Source organism: Streptomyces sp. NBC_00322, assembly GCF_036147535.1.
Taxonomy (GTDB): Bacteria; Actinomycetota; Actinomycetes; order Streptomycetales; family Streptomycetaceae; genus Streptomyces.
On the sequence record NZ_CP108019.1, the window covers coordinates 3,931,439 to 3,955,637 of the forward strand.

Sequence of the window (24,199 nt, forward strand, 5' to 3'; positions counted from 1 at the left end):
TCCCCAAGTCGCCGCTGCCCGCCCGGATCGCGCCCTGGCTCTACGGTTCCGTGGAACGGGGCTGGGTGGTCGGGATCCGCTGGGTGAAGAACATGGCGAGGAGGGCGGCGAGAGCGAGGATGGCGAGTGCGGCGCGCAGGCCGTCGAGCCTGGCTGCCTCGTTCGCGTCGAGCGCAGCCTGCGTCACTTCCTTGCTCGTGCCCGCCTCGTCGAGGGCGTCCTTGAGCTGGGCGTCCGACAGGAAGGGCACGCCGCTTTGAAGTTCGACGGTCGCCCGGCTCTTGACGTCGGCCGGGATCGCCTCGTTCTGCTCGACGCTGGTCAGGAACGAAGCCGTCAGCGCGGCGATCAGGATCGACCCGGCGAGTGCCGTACCGATCGAGGCGCCGAGGTTGGTGACGGCGTTCTGGATACCGCCGACCTCCGCGCTCTGCTTGTCGGGAACTGCGGACACCGTGACCGACCCGAGCTGGGACGCCAGCGCGCCCATACCGAGCCCGATCAACAGGAGGGGGATGGTGACGATTTCCGCACCGGCGTCTGCGTCGAGCGCGGCCATCAGGACCACAGCACCCGCGAGCAACGCAAGGACCCCGAGCCGGACCACGCGTCGCGGTGAGACGTTCGGAAGGAGACGCGGGATCAGGATCGCGGCGGCGAGCAGTGTCAGCGAGAGCGGCAGGATGCGTGCCCCGGTCTGGAGCGCGGACAGGCCGAGCGCGACCGAGAGGTAGAGCGGTACGACGAAGAAAACGCCCATCTGCACGAGGTACTGGAAGAAGAACATGGTCAGGCCGCCGGTGAGCTGTCTGTTCCGCAGGAGCGCCGGGTCCACGAGGGGTTCCCTGCGCTGCTCCACCAGGCGGGCCTCCCAGCGCAGGAAGAGCCAGATCAGCAGCAGACCTGCAAGCATCAACCACACGACCAGCGAGATCCCCAGCCAGGAGGGCGCGTCGGGCTTCGGCCGGAACCAGCCCCATTCGTCCGAGCGGAGTACGCCGTAGACGAAGATCCCGAGCCCGAGCGCGGAGAGCGCGGCGCCGACGAGATCGAGGGGGTGGCGTTGGCCGGTTGGCGCGTCGGCGATACGGCGGGCGAGCACCAGGATGCCGAGCACGATGACAACCTCACCGGCGAAGACCCAGCGCCAGGAGAAGTACGTCGTTGCGACACCCCCGATGATCGGCCCGACCGCGATCGCCACAGCTCCTGCGGCCGCGACGAGTCCATAGGCGGCGGGGCGGCGTTCCGCGCCGAAGTTGCCGGCGACGAGCGCCACGATCGCGGGCAGGATGAGCGCCGCCCCGACGCCTTCGAGGAACGACCAGCCGAGCAGGAGAACCGGCAGGTTCGGGGCGAGCGCCGTCGTCAGGGATCCGCAGCCGTAGATGCAGCAGCCGATCATGAACGCGCGCTTACGGCCGATGATCACGCCGACCTTGCCGCCAGGGATCATGAACATCGCCATCACGAGGGTGTAGGCCGTGATCGCACCCTGGATCCCGGTCACCGTTGTGCCGACGTCGTCAGCCACCGTCGCGATCGAGACGTTCATGACGGAGCTGTCGAGCGCCATCAGGAACTGCCCGGCCGCGAGAGTCAGCAGGACGAGTCCTGCCTTCGTCGAACTCCCCGTGCCCGCTTTGGATGTCATGGGGCGCATCGTCCCAGCGCGCCCGGCAGCGGATCCTCGGCCCGCCTCGGAGGTCAACCGGTTGGCGGACACTTTCGCGCCGATTCCCCGCCGCCGGGCCCGGTCCTGTCCGCGGACCTCCAGAGGCGGGGCGGAAGAGGGGGCAGGTCAGCGTGGCCCCGCGCCGGAACCGGATCCGGGCCCGGGGTGTGTGAGCTGCTGCCGCAACGCGGCGATCTCGGCTTGCAGAGCGGCGACGTCGTTCTTGTCGGCCGCCTGGTCGCCCTCGCGCAGGCTGACCAGCAGCGAACCGCTCGGCTCCAGGCTGACCGAGGTGGTCTCGGAGACATCGTCGCCGCCCTGCCGTTTGACCGCGACATCCAAGTCCGCGCGGTTCAGTCCGCTGCGCTTTACCTCGGAGGGCAGCCACTGCCCGTCGCGCGCGAGAATGACAGGCGATCCCTCGAGCAGGCGGCCGAGCCGGCTGGACAGCGAGGCAGCCCGGACCACGAGTGCGTTCACCGCGAGCAGCACGGCAGCGGCGAAGGCGGCTCCGGCCACGGAATTGTCGGGTCCGATGATGGCGTTCTGCACCACGTTGGCCAGCAACAGCATGACCACCAGGTCAAAGGTGTTGAGCTGAGCCAGCTCCCGTCTCCCGCCCCACCGGAGCAGCACCAGGACCACCAGATAGACCAGCACGGTGCGCACCGCCTTCTCGCCGTACGAGATGCCCACGCTCATCAGGTCATGCCACATCGCGTCTCCCGCGTCTCTTCGGTCCGCCCACTTGCTCATCGGCGGCTTGCCCCAACCCTCTTGACCGGCCATCAGGCGGACGGCTCGACTGTCGCCCGCGGCTCAATGAGGCAGACGACGACCCCCGTCTGTGTCAGAGACGGCACCGGGGTGAAAGAGGGCGCGGGCCCGGGCCCTGTCGATGGGCTCGTCCTCAGGCAGCTGCAGGAAGTGGTTCAGCTGCCATATCTGTGATTTGCGGGCCTGGCGGTTGCTGGTCGTCACCCATGGCGGATAGACACGGAATGCCCGTTTCCCGGAGGAACCGTTCTTTGACACGATGCCCCGTTCGCAGAGGACGTCTCGCGGGAACACGAACTGCCCGAACCGTCGACCATCGCGAGTGCTGATGACGAACAGATCAACGGCATCCTCGGCGTCGAACGGCTGGATCGGCCCGCTCGCCGACCTCTTCCACACCGTGACGAACTGACCGACCTTCGTCGGGGTTGTCTTGGCCACACGGAACCTGACCGAGAAGCCGTCCAGGGTGAACTCGCACGCCCCGTACTCAGCGCTCTCCTCTTCAGGCACCGGCCGCGAGCACGTGAACCCGCTCGGGTCATACGCCAGCTCCCTCGCCGCCAACAGATCACTCGGGATCCCGACCCCGCACGGCCAAGCCCCAGGGTCACGGGCGCAAATCTCCGAAGGGACATCACGTTCCAACGCCATTCCCACATCCTGTCGCCGCTGGCCATCGAACAAATTAACGAGGCTAGCCTGCCAAAGCCCCGGGGGCGGACAGCAGAGAGCCCCGGACCCAATCCGGGGCTCTGTCGATCACTTGGTGTGCTGTTCCTCAACCCTTCACGCACACGACCTGCTTCAGCTTCGCGACCACCTCGACCAGATCCCGCTGCTGCTCCATCACCTTCTCGATCGGCCTTTACGCACCCCGAAGGCACCGCTGCCCGCCCGGATCGCGCCGTTACCCGTGACCAGCAGGTCCATGCCCTCGTACCGCTCCTCCGCCACGTAGTTGTGGTGACTACAACTGACCGGCTCCTCCAGGCGAGTTCGCGGCGGCCGCGCGCCGCGCAGAACGCGACGCCGGAGGTGTAGGGGGTTCCCTCATGCTTCGGCCGGTCCGACACGGAACGCTGATCAAGGCAACTGGCTGCCGTGGCGGCGAACCGAACAGAAGGACACCCATGAGACGTCTCTCCGTAATCCGCAACGCAGGGCGCGCAGTGCTCGCGTCGGGAATCGTCGCGGCGCTGCTATCGGGCGGCGTCGCGCATGCCACGGATGCCGAACCGAAACCGGCAGGCACGGCACCGATCAGCAACTCCGCCAGCGGGCCGTCGATCTCCGCCGACGGCCGCTACGTGGCTTTCGCTTCGCTGGCAAGGGACCTGGTGCCCGGCGATACCAACCGAGCGGACGACGTGTTCGTGCGCGACCGGCAGACCGGCGTCATCACCAGGGTCAGCGTCGACTCCGCGGGCAACCAGGCCAACAACGTGAGCCGGAATCCGTCGATCTCCGCCGACGGCCGCTACGTCGCGTTCGAGTCCTTCGCGACGAACCTGGTAGCCGGTGACACCAACCGCTACCGCGACATTTTCGTGCACGACCTGCAGTCCGGTGAGACGACCAGGGTCAGCGTCGGAAGCCACGGCGAGCAGAGCGACAGTGAGGGTTTCCATCCGTCGATCTCCGCCGACGGCCGGTTCGTCGCGTTCGACTCTCCCGCGTCGAACCTGGTGTTCGGCGACACCAACGACATCCACGACGTCTTCGTGCGGGACCGGCAGACCGGTGAGACCACCAGGGTCAGCGTCGATTCGAACGGTCGCCAGGGCGACGACATCAGCCAACTGCCGTCGATTTCGGCAGACGGGCGCTACGTCGCTTTCTCCTCCGGGGCGAAGACACTGTCCCTGTTCCCCGACAACAACCACGCGGACGACGTGTTCGTGCACGATCGGCTGACCGGGTACACCGACCGGATCAGCGTCGGTCCCGACGGCAACGAAGGCAATTCCGCCAGTCGCACGGCGACCATCTCGGCCGACGGCCGCTTCGTCGCGTTCGAATCCACGGCGTCGAATCTGGTGGCGGGCGACACCGGCGGTCCGATCGACACCGACATCTTCCTGTACGACCGGGTTACCCGGACGACGACGCAGGTGAACCTTGGCCCCAATGGCCTGAGCGACAGCAAAACCCCCGGCCAGGAGCGGACGACGCTCTCCGCCGACGGCCGCTACATCGCGTTCGTGTCCGGCGAGGACAAGCTGGTCACCGGCGACACCAACTCAAGCTGGGACGTGTACGTGCGAGACCGGGTGACCGCCACCACGACCAGGGTCAGCGTCGCCAATGACGGCTCGCAGAGCGATGGGTACAGCTACAGCCCCTCGATTTCGGCCGACGGCCACCACGTCGCTTTCACAACCAGCGCGACGAACCTGGGCGGTGACGGCACCAGCCGGAAGTTCAACCTGTACGTACGCGGCCTCGGCAACTGAGTTGTTGGCTGCCGTGGCGTCCTCAATCACGCGCCACGGCGGCCCACACGCCGGCCAGAGCAGCACGACCGGAGACGCCGACCTTCGCGTAGGCCCGGCCCAGGTGGACTTCGACGGTCTTGGGACTCAGATGCAGCCGGAGGCCGATGTCCCGGTTGGTCAGGCCGTCCGAGACCAGGTTGACGATCTCGACCTCACGGGCGGTCAAGTCGAACCGCTCGGCGCCGCTTTCGGGCCGGGGGCCGCGCGCGTTCAGGCGCCGCTCCTCGCGCGCGACCTGAGGCAGGAACAGTTGTGCGTCACACCGGGTGAACAACGCACGGGCGGACACGAGGTGCGCACGGGCCTGGTCGATCGCCCCGCTGCCGCCGAACGCCGTCGCGGCGAGCAAGTGCGCCCGCCCGGCCTCCACGGCCGCTCCGATCCGGCCGAACGTGCCGGCAGCGGCGACAGCGAGCGGTGCGGCTGCCGCCGGATCCGTTGGCAGCGTGGCGATCGCGCGGGCCTGCTGTGCCATGGCGGTGCGCAGCGGAAGCTCGAGCTGGCCGGCCGCGTCCTCCGCTCGGTCGGCCCATGCCACGGCCGCGGCAACCCGGCCGGCTGCGACCTCCGCCTCCGTGAGCATCAGGTACACCAATGGCCTGGTGCGCAGGCCCACCGCGGGCAGCTCGGTCCCACCGCCACTGGTGAGCAGCAGCTCGATGCAAGCGTGCGGATCACCCGAGTGCAACATCGCCTGCGCCAGCATTGCCTCGGCCTGGCCACTGCGCCAGGAACTCATGGCCGTCGCCTGGTCGTCGACGATGATGGCCTCCTTACCCAGGCGGATGGCCTCGGCCAGGTCGCCGCGCCAGGTGGTGATCCAGCACCCGAAAGTCAACGCCATGACGCGCAGCTCCTCGCTGCCGGTCAGTTCCGCCGACTCCAGGCTGTCGTCGAAGCAGGTCGTCGCCGCCGCCAGCTCGCCGAGGTAGGCATGCACCATGCCGCGGATCGCGGTCAGCAGCGCGATCTTGTGGGACTGCCTGCTCGCGCGAGCCAGTTGCAGGCCACGGCTCATGTGCCGGCTCGCAGCCATGAGCCGGTCGGCGGAGACTTCCGACCAGCTCAGCCAGAACGCCGCATCGATGTCGCGGACCAGGTCGCTGTCGGGCAGCGCGTCCAGGAGTGCGGCCGCCTCGTCCAGCCGGTCCGCCCGCCGGTCGATGAGCGTTGCGGCCGACAACGCCGTCGCCAGCAGCATCGGATCCCCGACTTCCCGCGCGGCGGCGATCGCCTCGGCCACGCGGTCCTGTCCGTGCTCGCGCTCGACACTTTCACCGGCAACGAGCGCGACGAGCAGGAAGGCCGCCGAGTGGGCGTCAACACCTTCGACGCGTTTCCACTCGCTGTGCAGCATCGCCCTGGCCTCGGTGTAGCGCCCGAGGATCTGCTCCACCGTCGCACAGGCCCGCGCTGTCTGTGCCCGGATCTGGGTGAGTTCGGCAGGCAGGAGCCGCAGCACCTCGTGCATGGTTTCCCTGGCCTGCCGCAGGTCGCCCGTGGCACCGAGTGCGTGCGCCAGCCGGCCGAGCAGGATGAGGCGCTGCGGCGTGGCCGACTCCGAGTCGGGGAGCAACCGGATGGCCGCCCGCAGGAAGTGCCCGGCGGTCGCCGGCGTGGTGTGCATCGTCGCCTCGGCCGCCTCGGTGAGCGCCGCGACCGCCTCGAGGTCACCGCGGACGGCGGATCGCTCCACGTGCCGGGCGAACTCGGCCGGCGGCGCGCCCCGGCTCCGGAGTGCCGACGCGGCCCGGCCGTGTGCCTGAAGCCGCCAGCCCGGACCGGCGTCCTGGTAGGCGACGCTGCGCACCAGCGGATGCCGGTACCGGAACCGGCCGGTCGCGCCGTCCAGCCGCACCAGGTCACGCTCGGCGAGCCGATCGAGCGCGGCGAGCACGGACCCGGCGTCCATTGCCGCCGTTTCGGCGAGCGAATCAGCCTCGAAGTCGTCACCCACGACCGCGGCGGCGTGCGCGACGACGCGCTCTTGCGGGGTCAGCGCGGCCAACTCGGCGGCGAGCACCGCGTGGACCGCCACGGGGATCGCCCCGTCGGGGTGGAGCGCCGTATCACCGACGGCGATACCCCGCTCACTGGCCCGCACCAGGGCTTCCAGGTAGAACGGGTTTCCGCCACTGGCCTGGTAAAGCTCTTCCCGCCGCGAACGGCCCAGACCTTCCGGCATGAGGTGGCCGGCATCGGCTTGGCTCAGCGGCGCGAGTTCCAGCAGCTCGGCCCCTCCGTCGGTCGCGGCGCGGGACAGCGCGTGCCACAGCCGCAGCGACGTCTGCCGGGGCCTGCCCGCCAATGCCAAGACCAGCCGCGCCTGGGGCGGGTGGCGCAAAAGGTGGTCGAGCAGCTCGACCGAACCCTCGTCCGCCCAGTGCAGATCGTCGAAGACGAGCACCAGCCCGGACGGCTCGGCGACCAGCTCCAGCAACGCCCGAACCGCCCGGTGCAGCCGGTACCGCTCCGCGTCGACCAGGTCGGCGGGGCCGGCGGCGGGAATCGCCGGGAACACGGACGCGAGAAGTGCAAGCTGCTGTTGCCCGAGGGCGGCGAGACGCTCCGGGCCCAGCTCGGCGAGCTGGTCGTCGAGCGCGTTGACGAACACACCGAACGGGATGTGGGACTCGAACTCCGCCGCGCGTGCGCTGCGGACCGTCCATCCTGCTGTGTTCGCGAGCTTCCCCAGCTCCATCAGCAGCCGGCTCTTGCCGATCCCCGGTTCACCGGTGACCGCGACGCACCCGGTGCCGCCTTCGCCCGCCAGCACCGCGCGCAGGATCGCGACTTCTCGCGCCCGGCCGGGAAATCCGCCGACGGGTTCCCCTCTCACTTCGGCTGTCATGCTGGCGTCGACTCACTTTCCGTCTCGACCAGGCCATGGTCTCGACACTCACGCGCCCTCAGCAGGGGCCCACCCGATCACAGACCGTGAAGTTCCCCCCTGACCTTGGACAGCGTGTTCTTACGCTGCGGGGGGGTGAAGTCGTGTGCAGCCTGGTCCGGGTTTCGAGGGGGGTGAGGTACCCGAACTCGGGGTGTCTGCGGAGCGTGGTGCGGTTGTACTCGACCTCGATGAAGCGGAAGACGTCGGCGCGGGCCGCGTCGCGGCTCTCCCAGAGGGTGGTGCCGATCTCCGCTTTCAGCAGTCCGAAGAAGCTCTCCGCTGCGGCGTTATCGTAGCGTATGCCAGTTCTTCCCATGCTCTGCCTCAGATCCAACTCCCTTACCAGAGCACGGAATTCACCGCTCGTATACTCGCTGCCGCGGTCGGTGTGCATGATGCAGCCGGCCTGGAGCGCGCCCCGGCCGGCGGCCATGCGCAGGGCGTCGGTGACCAGCTCGGCGCGGTGGTGCTCGGCCATCGCGTACCCGATGACTTCGCGGGTCGCCAGGTCGATCACCGTGGCCAGGAACCACCAGCGCTCGACCGTCGCCAGATACGTGATGTCCCCGACCAGCTTCGTGCCGGGCCGTGCGGCGGTGAAGTCCCGCCCGACCAGCTCCGGAGCCGGGGCGGCCTTGATGTCCTGCGTGGTCAGGTGGCGGCTTACAGACACCCCAACGAGCGGAAGGCCCCGGACTGCTATCAGTCCGGGGCTTGTCGATCAGGTGGTGTGCTGTTCCTCAGCCCTTCACACAGATGACCTGCTTGACCTTCGCGACCACCTGCACCAGGTCCCGCTGCTGCTCCATCACCTTCTCGATCGGCTTGTACGCACCCGGAATCTCATCCACCACGCCAGAGTCCTTACGGCACTCCACACCCCGCGTCTGCTCCTCCAGATCCTTCGTCGAGAACCGCCGCTTCGCCGCATTCCGGCTCATCTTCCGACCCGCCCCGTGCGAAGCCGAGTTGAACGACGCCGGGTTACCCAGGGTCGCGACGTTGAAGACGCTGCCACAGCCCCCGCACTCCGCGCGGCCGAAGAGGTACGTGATCCCTGCCGCGAGGGTGCTTTGACCTTTCGCCCCCTGAGCGTCGGGGAGGGACAGCCGCCATCGTGGAGGGGACCCGCGGGACGGCGCCGTGGAGGTTGCGATCCTTGGCCGTCCCGCCGGCACCCGTGTACGCGTCGGAGGGGCGGGGTGTGCTCGGCGGCCCGCCCCTCCGGCGGTCAGTCCAGCTGTGTGATCCCTGGCAGCGAGCCCGTCGCCGCCGCGTTCGCCGCGGGCAGGGCGGTCGGGAAGACGCGCACATCGCTCACCGAGCCATTGGCGTACTCGCCGTACGCGCTCTGGTACAGCCGGCGGCCGATCTGCACCCCGCCGTCGGCGTTCCACGTCGTACCCGCGTACGCCTTGGTCGCCGAGAGCTTGCCGTCGACGTACAACAGCAGCTGGTCCGCGGCCGCGTCGTATACGCCGACGAGGTGGGTCCACTTGCCGACCACGGCCGGGGCGCCGTACGCCGCGGAGAAGGCCGGGCTGGCGGTGTCGTCGTGGTGTCGGCCGAAGGCCCAGACCTTGGCCCCGGATGAGTAGTAGAGCTGGAAGCCGTTGGCGTTGCCCGCGCCGTCCGACTGGGAGACGAATGTCGAGTTGCCGGTCGCCGAGCCGAGTTTGACCCAGGCCGAGACGGTGAAGCTGCCCGAGGTGTCCACGGCCGGTCCGGTCGTGGCCGCGTACCCGGTGGTTCCGGACAGGTTCAGCACCTTCCCGCGGCCGGCGTCCGTGTTCCAGGCGTACGCGCCTGTGAGCGCGGCGTCGAGGGCCCCGGGGTCGTCGGCCACGGTGGAGCCGGCGCCCTCGTCGAGGCGCCACTCGTGGGTGGCGGTGTTGCCGACCGCGCCCAGGGAGGCGGGGGCGGTGAACGCGGCCATGGTGCCCGTGGGGGCGGCGCCCGCGTACTCGATGAGCTGGCCGGCACTGTCGACCGCGTACAGCTCGGGGTGGCCGTCGGGTCCGCCCGCCGGGCTGTTGAGGTCGCCCGGGGACATCACCGAGGGGTACTGGCCCGACCAGAGGACCGGGGACAGCGCGGTGGGCGAGTTGGTCTGCCAGCCGGCGGCCGCCCCTGTAGTCCAGTTCTGGGCGGCGGTGCCGTTGCAGGTGTAGATCTGCGGCTGGGCGCCCGGGGTGTTGCTGCCGTTCGGGTCGTCCAGGCACTTGCCGGACTGGGGGTTCACCAGGCTGCCCGAGGCACCGAGGGTCCACTTCTGGGACCCGCCGCCGTTGCAGGACCACAGCTGCACCAGGGTGCCGTTGGCGGTGCCGCCGCCGTTGACGTCGAGGCAGCTGCCCAGCGCGCGGAGCGAGCCGTCGGACATCAGCGTCCAGGTCTGGGCGCGGGTGCCGTTGCAGGCCCACGTCTGGACCTTGGTGCCGTTGGCGGTGTGCGCCTGATAGACGTCGAGGCAGAGCTTGCCGCCGCCGGCCGCCGCCACGGCGGAGGTGAGGGCCGTGTCCACCGGGGCGTGCAGCAGCGCCGGCACCAGGGTGTCGGGGTCGACGGTGATCGGGAAGCTGAGCACCGAGCCGCTGCTGTCGTCCCGGGCCCACAGGACGGGCGAGCCGCCGGTGACGCTGCCCTTGCCGTCGTCACCCGTGGTGAGGGTGCCGCCGACGGTACCCGGGCCGAGGAGGGTGAAGCCGGACCAGTCGCCGTCGCCGAGCAGCAGCGGGTGCTTGAAGTGGCCGCCGCCGTCGGTCTGGTAGATCCACAGTTTCTTGCCCTCGACGGTGATCACCGCCGGATAGTTGGTGGTGTTGCCGTACGGGTTGCCGGGCGTCACGAGCTGCTCGAGGTTCCAGGAGGTGCTGTTGTACCCGGCGGTGCGGCAGCGGGCGTCGTCCGCGACCCGCTCGACGGGCTCGCAGGCGTCCTTCGGTACAACGTCGAAGCGCTTGCCCATGAAGCCCGCGTACGTGGAGTACGGCTGGCGCGGGAAGGCGTCGTCGGCGGCCGGGTCGAGGTCGTTCTTGACGATGTAGAGCTGGTGGGTCTGCTTGTTGTATGCGAACAGGTCGTCCACGTCGGAGCCGTGCAGGTTGCCGCGGTGGGCGATGAGGTAGTTGTTCCAGCCCGTCCCGTCCGGGGACTGCGCCGCGGTCGAGACCGTCGCCGGGCCGGCGGCCGGGGCGGTGGGCTCGGTCTGCGGGGCGGTCTGCGCCGGGGCCACCGGCTGCGCGGCGTCGGTGTTGCCGGGGAGGAGGACCAGGTCGCCGGTGCGGGTGGTGGCCAGGAGGTCGGGGACTCCGTCGCCGCTTATGTCACCGGGGGTGATCTTGGTGGCCGGGTTCCACGGCACGGTGTACGTGTAGCCGACCGGGGACTGCGAGAGGTTGCCGGCCTTGTCCACGGCGGCGACGTACAGGGTGTGGACACCCCAGGCCGTCACCGGGACGGTCAGCTTCGCGGTGGCGTCGCCGGAGCCGTTGGTACCGCCGACGGGGACCGAGGTGCCGGCCTGGGCCGTGGGCTGGGCGTCGAGCCGCCACACGAAGTGGTCGACACCGCTCATCAGGCAGGGGCCCGGGGTGCAGGTGGCGGCGGGGGCGCGGTCGCCCGCGGAGACGTCGAACTCGGTGGTGTGGCCGGGGCCCGCGTACACGAGCGGGTCGCCCGCGCCGCCGCCGACCTGCGGGAAGGACGGGTTGGCGGCGATGTCCGGGGTCTCCGGCGGGCTGAAGTCCGTACGGAACCAGCAGTGCGGCGAGACCGGCGAGGTCAGGTGCGCGGCGGCGTTGTCCTTGGCGTAGACGTCCCAGCCGTACTCGTGGCCGTCCTTGAGGGTGACGCCCACTGGGACGTCGGCGTCCGTGCCGGAGGCGACGTACGGGCTCGACGGGGTGGCGACGGTGGTGGGGTTGCCGCCGCTGAGGACCGTGCGGTCCCAGAAGTCGTAGACGGCGCTGGCCAGTTCCCCGGAGACGTTGGTGGTGACCGTCGCGTGCAGCTGGAGGTTGCTGCCCGCGGCACTGTACGACGTGGCGCCGATCCAGCCGACCCCGCTGGTGACGCAGGCGCCCGAGGCGCCGGTCGCGGCCGGGGTGGTGTGCAGGCTGCCCGGGGTGTTCGGCGGGATGTCGAAGGTCGTGGTCAGGGTGAGGACCGTGGACATGCGCAGGTAGTTGTCGTTGCCGCTGGATATGGACTCGTCACCGAAGAGCCCGACGGTCCACCAGTCGGTGCCCGAGTCGGCGATCTTTTGCGCCTGGCCGGTCACCGTGAAGCTAGCGGTGTGGTTGCTGCAGCTGCTGCCGGAGTTCGCGGCGCTGGGGATCGTGGTCTTCACAGCCGCGTAGGTGCTGTCGTATGTGGCCGGCTTGCTGTTCCAGTCGGTGCCGGAATTGATCGGCCCCGTGCTGTGCAGGGTGATCGGCTGGTCCTTGGAACAGTCCCAGCTGGCGGCGTAGGTGGAGGCCACCGTGATGATCGCCTTGGAGACCACCATCGCGGGGTTGAGGCCGCTGCTGTTGATGGCGTAGTACGAGCGCTCCAGGCCGGTGCCGCAGGCCCCGCCCCAGCGCTGGTAGCCCACGCCCTCGCCGTTGGACTGCGGCTTGTCGTACTGCGGGCTGTCCGAACAGGCGGAGCTGGAGTACACCTCGGTGAAGTGGCCGGACTTGCTCGATACCGGGTTCGTGTACGGGTCGATGTAGACCGGGTAGACGGTGTCGGGGTCCGTGAGCACGGAGGTGTCCGGGCGCAGGGTGACCGCGTCCTGGGTGGTGGTCATCGGGACCTGGTCGACGATGGCGCCGGGGCCCGGACCGTCGACCGAGGAGGCGGTGGCCTCGTCGGCGGGGGTGTCCGCCAGGGACGCCACGGGTACGGCGACGGCGGGGGCGGCCAGGGCCACGGAACCGGTGGCGGGCGCGAGGCGGGAGGCCGCGGTGGTCCTGGTGTTCGTGGCAGGGGCGGTGGCGGCGGCGTCCGGGGTGGCGGAGTCCCACATCACCGGGCGCGCGGAGACGTAATCGAGGGTGCCGTCGGCGGTCTTGGCCTCCATGCCGCCGGAGGGCGTCGCGTGGAGGGTCAGGCCGTCGGTGGCGGCGGTGAGCTTCAGCTCCCTGACGCGCGGGTCGGCGGCCGCGGCCGCGTCGTGCACGATCAGGATGTCGCTGAAGCCGCCCTGGTCGGTGACGGAGACCGAGAGGTCCACGCCGGGCAGGACCGCGGGGTAGAGGGCGGTGTCGCCGGAGACCTGCGGGGCGGGCAACGGGAAGGGCATGGTCAGCGCGAACTCGCTGCCGTCCTCGTGGGTCAGCCTGACCACAGGGCCGCTGCCGCCGCCCGAGAGGGCGACCGCATGCGGGCTGGCCTTGGGAGACCAGGTGCCGTCCCCGTTGCGGCCGAGGGTGGCGTCGACCGCGACCCACTCGCCGTCCTTCTGCACGCGCACGGGCATCAGGCTGGTGGTGCTGGTGAAGGTGCCGTCCGGGTTGGCCGCCACCGTCGTGGTCTGCGTGGTGAGGGTGTCCACTTGGACCGTCTTGCCCTCGGCGACCGCCTCCTGCTGGGCGGTGAACAGGGCCCCGCCGGTGGCCGGTTCTTGATCCTGGGCGTTTGCGGGCAAAGCGGGCGCGGCCAGTATCATGGCCGAAATTGCTATCACGAGTTTTTGAGACAGCGTCAGGCGTCTCAGCCCTCTTGGACTCGGGTCAGAATGGCAAAGCATGCGTCAAGGTCCTCGCAAGATCATGTGAGTTGGAATCATCGATTCCCCCATGCACCGGCAGCGGCGTTGCGGCGGCGCGGCAAAGCAGGCCTCACGGTTTGTCTGAATGGCTGGTTCTTTATCCCGCATAAAAGGGGCAACTAGCCCTTCGCGATGGCTAATTCCGTTCGAACTGGCTGACGAGTCACCGTATTGATCAAACCTCAAGAACATCAATAGCCTCCGCCGGTCACGCAGTTGTGTGACGGAGAACTGCGGTGGCCCGGCCACCGGTGGGCGGGGGGATGGCACGTGGCAGCTCGACATCGCTGGTTCGCGAGCAAGAGATTCCGGATCTGGCGCGGCAAGAGCCTCCTGGGTGTGGCCCTTCTGGCGGGCCTGGCGCTGCTCCTGCCCCTGGCCTTCACCCAGGGTCTCGACCTGCGCCTGCCCGGCCTCGGCAAGGGCGACGACTGGGAGGGCCGGGGCGGCCAGGCCGGCCACTACCGCTTCCACGGCGAGGTCTGGAAGCCGAAGAAGGTGTCCGAGGTCGCCGGAGTCGGCGGCCACACGCTGTCGCCCGGCCCGAAGCAGGGCCACCCGTCCGGCTACCGGCCGCTGAAGCGCTACGAGCCCCAGCGGGCCGCCTGGCCGAAGGCCGGGTCCGCCACGGTGAACCTGGCCGGCGGTACTCAGCGCTCCAAGGGCGCCCACGCGCCCGTAAAGGCGGGCCCGCTTCCCGTCTGGGTGGCTCCGGTGACCCCGGCCAAGCCGGCCGACGGCAAGGGCTCCGCCAAGGGCGCCGACGGCGCGTCCGCCACCCCCGACGCCGCCCCCGGCGGGGTCCGCGTCAAGGTCAGCTCCCACGCCCAGGCCCTGCGGGCCGGCGCCAACGGCATGCTGATCTCCGTCGTGCCGGCCGGCCCGGCCACCAACTCCGGCCAGGTGCAGGTGGTCATCGACTACGGCTCCCTCGCCAAGGCGTACGGCGGCGGCTACGGCTCCCGCCTCCAGCTCGTCCGCATGCCCGACTGCGCACTGACGACGCCGCAGCTGGCCCGGTGCCGGACCCGCACCGCGATCCCCTTCACCAACCGGGCCACCGCGGACCAGCTGACCGCCACCGTCTCCCTCGACGCCCCCGCCCCCGCCCCCGGCACGGGCGGCAAGCAGGCCAGGACCACCATGTCGGCGATGTCCACGCAATCGGCGGCCGAGGGCACCACCCTCGCCGTGACCTCCGGCAGCGGCGGCTCCCAGGGCGACTACGCGGCCACCTCCCTGAACCCCTCGGGCAGTTGGCAGGCCAGCGGCACCGGCTCGTTCACGTACTCGTACCCGATCGACGTCCCGGCCGGCCTCGGCGGCAACGCGCCCTCGGTGGGCCTGTCGTACGACTCCCAGGCCGTGGACGGTGAGACCTCGGCCCGCAATTCCCAGTCCTCCTGGATCGGCGACGGCTGGAACTACGACCCCGGTTTCGTCGAGCGCACATACCGCGGCTGCAACACCCTCCGCGACGCCAATGGCGACAAGATTCTCAAGGGCTCCGGCGACAACTGCTGGACCGGCGCAAACGCCCAGATCTCCTTCGGACCGCACTCCGGCGTCCTGGTGCCCGACACCAAGGACCCGGGCGTGCCCGGCCTGCTGCGCCAGTGGAAGCTGCGCGGCGACGACGGCACGACCGTCCAGGAGCTCTCCGGCGCGGCCAACGGCCTCCAGGACGGCACGTACTTCCGCGTGTTGACCACGGACGGCTCGGCCGCCTACTTCGGCTCGGACCACGCGCCCGCGGGCGTCGGCACCACCGCCGTCCCGCAGTCCGGCACCCCCACCGACGACAGCACCGACTCCGCCTGGGGCGTGCCAGTCTTCCACCCCCAGTCCGGCGACCCCTGCTACGACTCGGCCAAGGGCAAGGCCTCGCGCTGCGCCAAGCCCGAGGGCTGGCGCTGGAACCTGGACTTCGTCGTCTCACCCAACGGCTTGGTCCAGAGGTACGACTACTCCACCGAATCGAACTACTACAGCCTCGGCGGCGGCCAGGCGCCCGACGGCGACTTCGGCACGCTCACCTCGTACACCCGCGGCGGCGCCCTCGCGTCGATCTCGTACGGCTACACGCTCGCCGACGCGCTGGCCAAGCGCACCCCCTCGGCGCAGGTGGTCTTCACCACCAAGCAGCGCTGCCAGACCGACGCCACCTTCACGGACTGCTCGGCCGGCAACCTGAAGGACGAGACCTCCCCGCACTGGCCGGACACCCCGTGGGACCTGCACTGCGACTCCACGGACAGCACCACCATCCCGGACGGGTCCACCACGGTCCCCAAGGACGTCTGCGTCATCGCGGGCCCGACCTTCTGGTCCACCACGCGCCTGGACTCCATCACCACCAAGGTGCACGTCAAGGACGCGGACAACGACAAGCTGGTGGCGGTCGACTCCTACCAGCTCGGCCATGTCTTCTCCGACGCGGGCGGCTCCGTCGACCCGGTCACCGGCACTTCCGTCGACCCCGAACACTCCGGCTTCCTCCAGGCCGTGATGTGGCTGCAGACCATCCAGCACACGGGCAAGGACACGTACGGGAACGGCAACAGTGACATCACCTTGAACAAGGTGGCGTTCACCGGCACGGAGATCGACAACCGCGTCAACGACGTGATGCCGTCGGCCCCGCCGCTCTACCACCCCCGTATGTCGACGATCCAGACGGAGACCGGCGAGTCCATCGCCGTCGACTACAACCTCGACCCGTGCGCGGGCAAGACCCTGGCCTTCGCCACGGCCGATTCCAACACCAACTCCTGCTACCCGGTGTACTGGAACGTGCCGGGGGCCTCGAAGCCCATCGAGGACTGGTTCAACAAGATCACGGTCCGTCAGGTCACCACCTCCGACCTGACGATCGCCTCCACCTACCGGCCCGACGGACAGGCGGCCCCGGCCGGCTCCGCCGCGCGCGTGGCCACGTACAGCTACGCGGGCGCCGCCTGGCACCGCGACGACTCGCCCTTCAGCGACGACCAGTACCGCACCTGGGGCCAGTTCCGCGGCTTCCGCACCGTGACGGTCCAGACCGGCCGCGCCCCCGAGCCGGTCACGCAGACGGTGTCCACGTACCTCCAGGGTATGGACGGCGACTACAAGGCCGACGGCAGCCGCCGCTCGGTCACCGTGGACGCCAAGGTCGGCGGCTCGGTGGTACAGAGCGTCACCGACGCCGACCAGTTGTCGGGCACCGAGCTCCAGAAGGACGTCTACACGGCCGCGGGCGGCACGATCACGTCCACGAGCGTCAGCGGCCCCATTACCTCGACCGACACCGCGACGGTGCCCCAGACCGCATGGAGCGGCTGGGAGCAGACCGACCACCCGGGCGAGACCAAGCCGGCCCTGAACACCCTGCCCCCGCTGGTCGCCCAGCGGATGCAGAGCACCCAGAGCCACGGCTACGCGAAGCTCGCCGACGGCACCTGGCGGCACACCCGCACCGACACGACGTACGACGCCCAGGGCCGGGTCTCCACGGTCGACGCGCACGGTGACGTGAGTGACGCGAGCCAGGAGAGGTGCAGCACCACCCAGTACGCGAGCGCCCCGGCCACCAACCCGGCGATGATCTCGTTCCCGGACCGGATCACCCAGGTCCACGGGCCCTGCGGCACGGCCGTGAGCGCCTCGACCCTGCTGTCCGACAAGAAGATCTACTACAAGGGCGACGGCACGCTCACCGGCCTCGGCACCTTCGGCCAGCTCTCGGCCGACGCGGCGGCCACCGGCGTGCAGATCGCCACCGGTTTCACCGGCACCACCGAGAACTGGCAGACCTCGGCCGCGATGAAGTACGACGGCATCGGCCGGGTCACCGACGCCCTGGACGCCACCGGCCAGAACACCCACACCGACTTCACCCCGGTGTGGAACTCCGGCGGCAACAACACCAACCCCACCACGGTCAAGACCACCAACAGCAAGAGCTGGACGGTCACCTCCACGCACTCCCCGCTGCGCGGGCTGGAGACGCAGCACGTCGACGCGAACGGCCGCAAGACCGAGATCACGTACGACGCGCTCGGCCGCCGCACCGCGGTGTGGCTGCCCGGCCGTGACAAGGGAGCCGGCCAGAGTGCCGACCGCACCTTCAGCTACTCCGTCAACCCGGGCGCCGTCGCGGCCCCCGGCGACACCGTCACCCAGCCCGGCGCGCCGACCTCGGTGACGACCAAAACCCTGCGCGAGGACGGCACATACTCGGTCGGCGTCGCCATCTACGACGGCATGCTCCAGCCGCGCCAGACGCAGAGCACCCCGCAGGGCGACAGTGACACCGGTCGGATCGTCTCCGACACCTTCTACGACTCGCACGGCTGGCCGGTCACGACGTACTCCCCTTACTACGACCCGGCCACCGCGCCCACCGGCACGCTCTTTGCGGCCAACGAGAACCAGATCCCCGCCGAGACCACCACGGCCTACGACGGCCAGGGCCGGGCCCTCACCACCACCCTGTGGCACCAAGCCGTCGAGCAGTGGCACGCCTCCACCGCCTACCCGGGAGCCGACCAGACCGACAGCACACCCCCGGCCGGCGGGCGCCGGACCACCAGCTACAGCAACGCGCTCGGCCAGACCGTGCGCACAGTGGCCAAGAACACCGACGCCACCGTGATCCTGCACGGCGGGGACGTGATTCCCTCCGGCACCTCGCTCGCCTCCAACAGCGTGCGCCTGACCATGCAGGCGGACGGCAACCTGGTGTTGAGCGCGCTGGCCACTGGCAAGACCATCTGGTCCAGCGGCACCGCCGGAAACCCGGCCGCGTTCGCCAGGTTCGGCACCGACGGCAACCTCTCCGTGCTCACCACGGCCGGCGCCGTGAAGTGGACCAGCGGACTGGCCGCCACCACCGGCTCCACCTTCCGGGTGCAGGCCGACTCCACCGCGGTCGTGGTCGCCGGCGACGGCTCCACCGTGCTCTGGAAGCAGGGCACCGCGGGCGCGGTGCCGGCGGCCGACGCCACCACCGACTACACCTTCGACCCGGCCGGCCAGGTCGCCACGGTCAAGGACAACGCGGGCAACACCTGGTCATACACATACAACCTGCTTGGCCAGAAGCTCACCCAGTCCGACCCCAACTCCGGTAGCACGAGCTTCGACAAGTACGACGTCGCGGGGAACCTGCTCCAGACCACGGACCCCCGCGGCCAGGTGCTCTCCTTCACCTACGACTGGAACAACCGCCGCACCGGCGAGTACACCGGCCCCTGGCAGACCACCCCGGACCCGGCCAAACTCCAGGCGAGCTGGCTGTACGACACCCTCGCCAAGGGATACCCCACCTCGTCCACCCGCTATGTCGGCGGCGCGACGGGCAAGACCTACACCAAGGCCGTCAGCGGCTACAACACGGCCTACCAGGCCAACGGCAGCACCCTGACCATCCCCGCCACGGACGGCTTCGCTGCAGCGGGCCAGAGCACTGCGCCCGCCAGCGGCACCGTCACGTACACGATGACCGCGGACCACACGCCCACCGTCGGCCTGCTGTCCACCACTCACTACCAGGCCGACGGCAATCTGCCGGCCGAGGACGTGGACTACGGCTACACCCAGCAGGGCACGCTGGACACCTTCGGCGGCTACATCAACGCGGCCAACACCCCGGCCTACCTGTCCGCCACCGTCCACGACGTCTTCGGACGGGTCCAGCAGGCGAACTACGGCCCCAGCGGCAAGCAGACGGCCACCTTCGGCCAGTACGACGTGACCACCGGGCGGCTGACGCAGACCAGCAGCATGGTGCAAACATCGGCCACCGCGCTGGACGTGGTCAACTACCGCTACAACCAGGTCGGCGAAGTCACCGCGATCGACGACCTGCAGAACAACACCACCCACGACACCCAGTGCTTCACCTACGACTCCTTCCAGCGCCTCACCCAGGCCTGGACGGACACCGCAGGCATCACCTCGCCCTCGGCGGCGCCGGTGGGCGCGGTCGGCGGCTGCACCAGCGGCCGGGTGCAGACCACCAGCACCGGGCAGATCAAGACCACCACGGTCGGCGGCCCGGCTGCGTACTGGCAGACGTACACCTACGACTTGCTCGGTGATCGCACCGGCATGGTGAACCACGACGCGGGTGGCAACGCGCTCGCGAACACCACCCAGTCCATCGCCTATACGGGCAGCAACGGCACGGTCGCGGCCGCCCAGCCCAACCAGGCGGGCAGCACGGTCAGCAGCCACCCAGGCGACGGCTCGGCGACCTGGACGAACACGTACACCGACCCGGCGTACGCCAACAAGAACAGCGGCAACACCATCACCCGCAAGGTGAGCACCACCGGCCCGCTGTCCACCGGCTTCACCCTGGCCGGCGGCGGCAAGCTGTGCGTGGATGACACCGGCGGCGCCACCGCTCCGGGCACCAAGGTCCAGGTCAACACCTGCACGGGCACCAGCACCGCGCAGAAGTGGACCATCGGCACGGACGGCACCGTCAAGGTGCTCGGCATGTGCCTGGACACCGTCTCCAACGGCACCACGGCCGGCGCCCTCGTGGTGATCGACACGTGCAGTGCCGACGCCACCCAGAAGTGGAAGGCCACCACCACCGGCGCACTGGTCAACGCTGCAAACAGCGCCATGTGCCTGACCGACCCGGGCGCCAGCGCCACCAAGGGCACCCAGCTGACGCTGGCCGCCTGCGGCAGCGCCGGCCAAGCGTGGGACACGGCCGAGACGGGCGCAGTCCCGGCGGGCCAAACCCAGACCCTCACGTACGACAGCGAGGGCCGCACGGCCACCGTCACCACCGGGAATGGCACCACCAGCGGCACCAGCAAGTACCTGTACGACGCCGACGGCGGGCTGCTCCTGCGCACCGCAGCGGTGGGCGGCACGGACAAGACCCGGGTGCTGTACGTGTTCGGCGGCGCCGAGCAGATCACGCTGAACGTGGCCGCGAAGACCTGGACGGGTCTGCGCCACTACCAGGGACCCGACGGCACCGTCGTCACGCGCACCAGCGCGGGCGCCGTCAGCTACCAGCTCCCGGCCATGCACGGCACCACCACGACCTCGGTCGACGCGGTCAGCCTGATCGCCACGCGGCGGTACTTCGACCCGTACGGCAACGCGCGCGGACCCAAGCCTGGATCGTGGGTGTCACCGGACGAGAACCGCGGGTTTGTTGGGCAACCGCTCGACGCCGCAGCCGGGTTGAACCTGCTGGGCGCGCGCGACTACGACGCCGTGACGGGACGGTTCCTCAGCGCGGACCCGGTCTTCCAGGCCGGCGATCCCAACCAGATGGGCGGGTACACGTACGCGGCCGACAACCCGGCCAGCTCCAGCGACCCCAGCGGCCTGGACGACTGGTACAACGACCCGACCATGAACAAGTGCGTGATCGACTGCGGTCCGCAGGACACCACGACCACCACGACCACCACCGTCACGACGACCACCACCACCTCCTCCGGGGGCGGCGGCGACGATGACGACTGCGACGGATTCTGGGACTGCGCCGGCGACTTCATCGAGAAGGTCGCACCGGTCATCGTGGTGGTGCTCGTCGTCGTGGTGGTCGTGGTCGCGGCCACGGCCTGCACCGCTGAGTCCGGCGGACTACTCGGCCCGGCCTGCATCGAGGGCGCAGGCATGGCCTTCGCCGCCACCTGCGGCGCGATGCTGGGCGACTGCGGCCCGGGCCCCGGCGGCGAAGGACTGTCGGAAACGGCCCGCGAGGACTCATCGGCAGGGACGAAGGGGGCAGCCGGCGGAAAGGCCTCGGCCGAGGCCGGGCCCGCAGGCCCCAAGGGCGCGGCCACCGAGGCGGGTGCGGCGAAGGAGGCCTCGAAGGACGCGGCCGGCGGCAACGCGGCGGCTCCGAAGAAGTCCTCCAGCCAGGACGCGGCGGAATCCTCCTCGGCCTCCTCGGCGGCCCCGGACGCACCGTCCACCGGAACCACGCAGACGCGCTCGGTGCGGGCGGATCCCGCCTCGCGGGAGATCACCGACACCAAGCAACTCAGCGGCTCCGCGCGCCGGATCGCGACGGCCCTGGACCGAAAGGGACCCAAGGGCCGGATCGGAATAGGCAGCGGTGTGCCCGTCCAGTCGCTCGCCGACGCCTCGCAGGCGCTCTACATGGAGATCGGCGTCGTCCAGAACATGAAGACGGGCAAGCTGTCCGCGATCCTGGGCACATCCCCGACCGCCACCGTGTTCCGGCTGAAGCGGAACGAGGTGATCGTCTCGCACGTACACCCCTCGTGGGCGGCGGACGCGCGTGAGGTGGAGGGCGACATCAACCACGCCAAGTACCTCGAATCCGTGATCGACTGGAGCGGTAACCTGCTCTACTACGACGGCGGCGGGGTGATCGAGAATCCGGGGGTGTCCTTCGTGAACAGCCTCGGATACTTCGTCGGCCGTCCCAGGGGCTGAGGAGGAGTGCGAGCGATGCACCCGGATGAGCTTCCGCGCTGCTGCTTCTGCGGCGACCGGATCATCGGGCTGGAAGCTCAGGACTGCCAGCTGCCCGCCTACTGTCTGGGGGACGACGAGGCCAGTCGGCGCATCGACGCCGGCGGCTGGACCGGGGCCGCGCACCAGCAGTGCCTGGTGCGCTCGGCCACCGGGCCGGACTGGGCGTCGGTACTGACCCGGTGGGGCACCGCCGGGACAGTGCCGGAGGGCCATGCGCCGTTCGCCGGGGGCGAGGTCGCCTGGATCCCCGGAGCGGACCAGTACCGGTTCGTCTGGTCCGACGGCCGGCAGACCACGCTCCAGCCGGGTGAGCTGGACACCGCCGAGGAGCGGCCGGGCGTACGGCGCGCACGGCTGCGCACCCTGTTCGCCTCGACCGACAGCGAGGCCTGGGAGGCGGTGGCGGAGCGGATCCCCGCCGTGGCCGACGGGATCCTGCCGCTGGGCGACCTGATGGCCGCCCTCGGCGTCCCGGCCGAGAGGTATGACCCCGTGGTCGTGGACTCCGCGCTCGTCACCATCGGGCGGATGCGGGACTCGTGGCGGGACCGGGTCACCCTCGGCCCGTACAAGAAGTGCAAGGACTGCGTGGTCATCCACTACCTGGTGGACCTCCCGGCCGAGGCGCACGACGCAGCCCGGGCACTCGCCGCCCGCCGGCTGCGCTGACGGCACCCGCGGCGAGGCCTCGTAGAGCTGAGCATGCCGGAGGGGCGGTGACCGGATCTCCGGTAACCGCCCCTTCGCATCCTCAGCAGAGCGGGGTCGTCAGTACTCGGTGACGTTCAACGCGAGGCCGCCGCCGGCGGTCTCCTTGTACCTGGCATGTCCGCGCCGGTCTCCTTCATGGTCTTGATGACCTTGTCCAGGGAGACCTGGTGGCTGCCGTCGCCGCACGTCGCCATCCTCGCCGCCGTGACGGCCCTGACCGGGACGCCCATCCTCGCTCCCGCCTTTGTGCTCGCACTGGGTGAGGCAGCCGGCATCGTCACATGTGCCGTCCGCCATGACTGCACGGCCATGGACTGCGATGCGGCGGGTGCCTTCCATCCCTCGATGGAAGACGAGGGCGTGGCGGGATGACGCTCAGCCACAACGTCCAAGGAAACACGGGCCCCAGTGGGCCGAAGAGGTCAACTCCGCCCTGAACGACGACCGGATCAACATCGCCGTCGACCTCCCCGGAGTGCTGCACGGCGGCCAGGTGGGGTTCGAGGCGTCGGCAGAGATCTTCGCTGAGGCATACATCCGGGGCGTCGCGCAGGGATGGGAACGAGGCCCGGAACTCAGTGGGAGATGCCGCGGGTCGGCCACCACTCCCACGTGGGCTATCTGAAATGGTCCGAGATCTCCTGGTTCTTCAATGGGAAGCCGATCGCCAAGGCCGACATGCCCGAGCCCGACTGGGGGGCCCTGCGCTCCAGTGCGGGACAGTAGACCAGTGCCGGACGGGAGGAGATCGTCGTGACGTACAGCTACGACCCGGTGATGTACCCGGAACTGGCAGGCGGTGCAAGCCTCGGTGCTGCGCTCGGCGCGGCCGGCGCCGGGGCGGGCCCCGAGTTCGCCGACCAGGACTCGTCCGCGGGTCCGGTGAGGGCGGTTGCCGTGCGGGGCGACCGCAAGGTTGCGGTCGGTGTTGCGGTCCGGGAACGCGGCTTCGGGCTCACCTTCACCAGGGCGGGCACCACCTACGCCAGGGCGAGGACCCCCGACCTGGCCGGGGCCGCTCTGGCGGCGGAGGGCTGGCTGGCGGGGCTCGGTCCTCGGGAACTGGCCGCGCGGTGGCCGTTCGTCGCAGTGGACGAGTTGCTGCTGGCCTACGAGGAGGGCAACGAGGTCGAGGTCGCCTGGCGCCTGGTGCGCCAGGAGGCCTCCGAGAACTGGAGCGAGGTCGTCGAGGCGGCGTACGCCCGCCCCGAACTGGCCGCGATGTTCCCGATCTTCAGCCACGGCATGTTCCGGATGCTGCGCAGCTCGCGCTTCACGAGCTACGACGTCCCGTTCCTGTGCCGCGGCAGCGAGGGTTTCGTACTCCAGTACACGGGCCCGGTGCTGGCCGAGGGGGACGCCGACCAGATGGTCGACGCCTACCTCCGCTGGCTGGCCGACCACCCGGCGTAGCGGGGCCC

Annotated in this window: 12 protein-coding genes and 3 pseudogenes; 6 read left to right on the plus strand and 9 right to left on the minus strand. The window is 70.0% G+C overall.

The features are described 5' to 3' along the window. Positions 1 to 40: 40 nt before the first annotated feature. The 4 genes and pseudogenes from OG905_RS17770 to OG905_RS17785 form a co-directional block, all read right to left on the minus strand. Entirely contained in the window at positions 41 to 1,654 is a 1,614-nt protein-coding gene (locus tag OG905_RS17770; RefSeq protein ID WP_328671766.1) for an MFS transporter, read from the minus strand. Positions 1,655 to 1,801: 147 nt separating this feature from the next. After that, the gene (locus tag OG905_RS17775; RefSeq protein WP_328671768.1) at positions 1,802 to 2,377 is read right to left on the minus strand and encodes a DUF421 domain-containing protein; all 576 of its coding nucleotides are present in this window, start codon (positions 2,375 to 2,377) and stop codon (positions 1,802 to 1,804) included. A 117-nt stretch (positions 2,378 to 2,494) separates the two neighbouring features. Continuing rightward, a complete protein-coding gene (locus tag OG905_RS17780; protein WP_328671770.1) occupies positions 2,495 to 3,106 on the minus strand; it encodes a MepB family protein in 612 nt (203 codons plus the stop codon). 127 nt (positions 3,107 to 3,233) lie between these two features. Further along, positions 3,234 to 3,439 (minus strand): annotated as a pseudogene (locus OG905_RS17785) (hypothetical protein); the annotation flags it as partial. A gap of 185 nt (positions 3,440 to 3,624) precedes the next feature. On the opposite strand from OG905_RS17785, the gene OG905_RS17790 reads away from it, so the two are divergent. Continuing rightward, positions 3,625 to 4,908, plus strand: a complete 1,284-nt coding sequence (locus tag OG905_RS17790) for a hypothetical protein (RefSeq protein ID WP_328671772.1) — start codon at positions 3,625 to 3,627, stop codon at positions 4,906 to 4,908. A 22-nt stretch (positions 4,909 to 4,930) separates the two neighbouring features. Here the strand turns inward: OG905_RS17790 and OG905_RS17795 are convergent, their stop codons facing one another. From OG905_RS17795 to OG905_RS17810, 4 genes and pseudogenes are all read right to left on the minus strand, one after another. Then, on the minus strand, positions 4,931 to 7,801 hold the full coding sequence (locus OG905_RS17795) for an ATP-binding protein (RefSeq protein ID WP_328671773.1): 2,871 nt from the start codon (positions 7,799 to 7,801) through the stop codon (positions 4,931 to 4,933). 58 nt (positions 7,802 to 7,859) lie between these two features. Next, the gene (locus OG905_RS17800) at positions 7,860 to 8,516 is read right to left on the minus strand and encodes an IS3 family transposase (RefSeq protein WP_328671775.1); all 657 of its coding nucleotides are present in this window, start codon (positions 8,514 to 8,516) and stop codon (positions 7,860 to 7,862) included. Positions 8,517 to 8,583: 67 nt separating this feature from the next. Further along, positions 8,584 to 8,844 (minus strand): annotated as a pseudogene (locus OG905_RS17805) (RtcB family protein); the annotation flags it as partial. Positions 8,845 to 9,074: 230 nt separating this feature from the next. Beyond that, positions 9,075 to 13,499, minus strand: coding sequence for a ricin-type beta-trefoil lectin domain protein (locus OG905_RS17810; protein WP_328671777.1), 4,425 nt, complete (start codon positions 13,497 to 13,499; stop codon positions 9,075 to 9,077). 372 nt (positions 13,500 to 13,871) lie between these two features. Between OG905_RS17810 and OG905_RS17815 the strand changes: the two genes are divergently transcribed. Then, the gene (locus OG905_RS17815) at positions 13,872 to 22,025 is read left to right on the plus strand and encodes a ricin-type beta-trefoil lectin domain protein (RefSeq protein ID WP_328671778.1); all 8,154 of its coding nucleotides are present in this window, start codon (positions 13,872 to 13,874) and stop codon (positions 22,023 to 22,025) included. A gap of 15 nt (positions 22,026 to 22,040) precedes the next feature. Beyond that, positions 22,041 to 22,736 carry a hypothetical protein gene (locus tag OG905_RS17820; RefSeq protein ID WP_328671781.1) on the plus strand — a complete coding sequence of 232 codons (696 nt, stop codon included), beginning with the start codon at positions 22,041 to 22,043 and terminating at the stop codon, positions 22,734 to 22,736. 99 nt (positions 22,737 to 22,835) lie between these two features. On the opposite strand, the pseudogene OG905_RS17825 reads toward OG905_RS17820, so the two are convergent. Further along, positions 22,836 to 22,996: pseudogene (locus OG905_RS17825) on the minus strand (L-serine ammonia-lyase, iron-sulfur-dependent, subunit alpha); the annotation flags it as partial. Here OG905_RS17825 and OG905_RS17830 point away from each other — a divergent pair. The 3 genes from OG905_RS17830 to OG905_RS17840 all read left to right on the plus strand — a co-directional run bounded on the left by OG905_RS17830 (position 22,923) and on the right by OG905_RS17840 (position 24,191). Beyond that, positions 22,923 to 23,150, plus strand: coding sequence for a hypothetical protein (locus OG905_RS17830; RefSeq protein WP_328682853.1), 228 nt, complete (start codon positions 22,923 to 22,925; stop codon positions 23,148 to 23,150). The pseudogene OG905_RS17825 and the gene OG905_RS17830 sit on opposite strands and share 74 nt — an antisense overlap. Positions 23,151 to 23,333: 183 nt before the next feature. Continuing rightward, on the plus strand, positions 23,334 to 23,504 hold the full coding sequence (locus tag OG905_RS17835) for a hypothetical protein (RefSeq protein ID WP_328671784.1): 171 nt from the start codon (positions 23,334 to 23,336) through the stop codon (positions 23,502 to 23,504). Between the two features lie 27 nt (positions 23,505 to 23,531). Beyond that, positions 23,532 to 24,191, plus strand: coding sequence for a DUF6193 family natural product biosynthesis protein (locus tag OG905_RS17840; RefSeq protein ID WP_328671786.1), 660 nt, complete (start codon positions 23,532 to 23,534; stop codon positions 24,189 to 24,191). The last annotated feature ends 8 nt before the right edge of the window (positions 24,192 to 24,199 follow it).

Excerpts from the sequence above, each read along its gene's own strand:
- OG905_RS17820 (WP_328671781.1), top strand. The coding sequence starts at position 22,041 with ATGCACCCGGATGAGCTTCCGCGCTGCTGCTTCTGCGGCGACCGGATC.
- OG905_RS17795 (WP_328671773.1), bottom strand. The coding sequence starts at position 7,801 with ATGACAGCCGAAGTGAGAGGGGAACCCGTCGGCGGATTTCCCGGCCGG.
- OG905_RS17770 (WP_328671766.1), bottom strand. The coding sequence starts at position 1,654 with ATGACATCCAAAGCGGGCACGGGGAGTTCGACGAAGGCAGGACTCGTC.
- OG905_RS17775 (WP_328671768.1), bottom strand. The coding sequence starts at position 2,377 with ATGAGCGTGGGCATCTCGTACGGCGAGAAGGCGGTGCGCACCGTGCTG.
- OG905_RS17780 (WP_328671770.1), bottom strand. The coding sequence starts at position 3,106 with ATGGCGTTGGAACGTGATGTCCCTTCGGAGATTTGCGCCCGTGACCCT.
- OG905_RS17810 (WP_328671777.1), bottom strand. The coding sequence starts at position 13,499 with ATGATACTGGCCGCGCCCGCTTTGCCCGCAAACGCCCAGGATCAAGAA.
- OG905_RS17830 (WP_328682853.1), top strand. The coding sequence starts at position 22,923 with ATGACCTTGTCCAGGGAGACCTGGTGGCTGCCGTCGCCGCACGTCGCC.
- OG905_RS17835 (WP_328671784.1), top strand. The coding sequence starts at position 23,334 with ATGGGAACGAGGCCCGGAACTCAGTGGGAGATGCCGCGGGTCGGCCAC.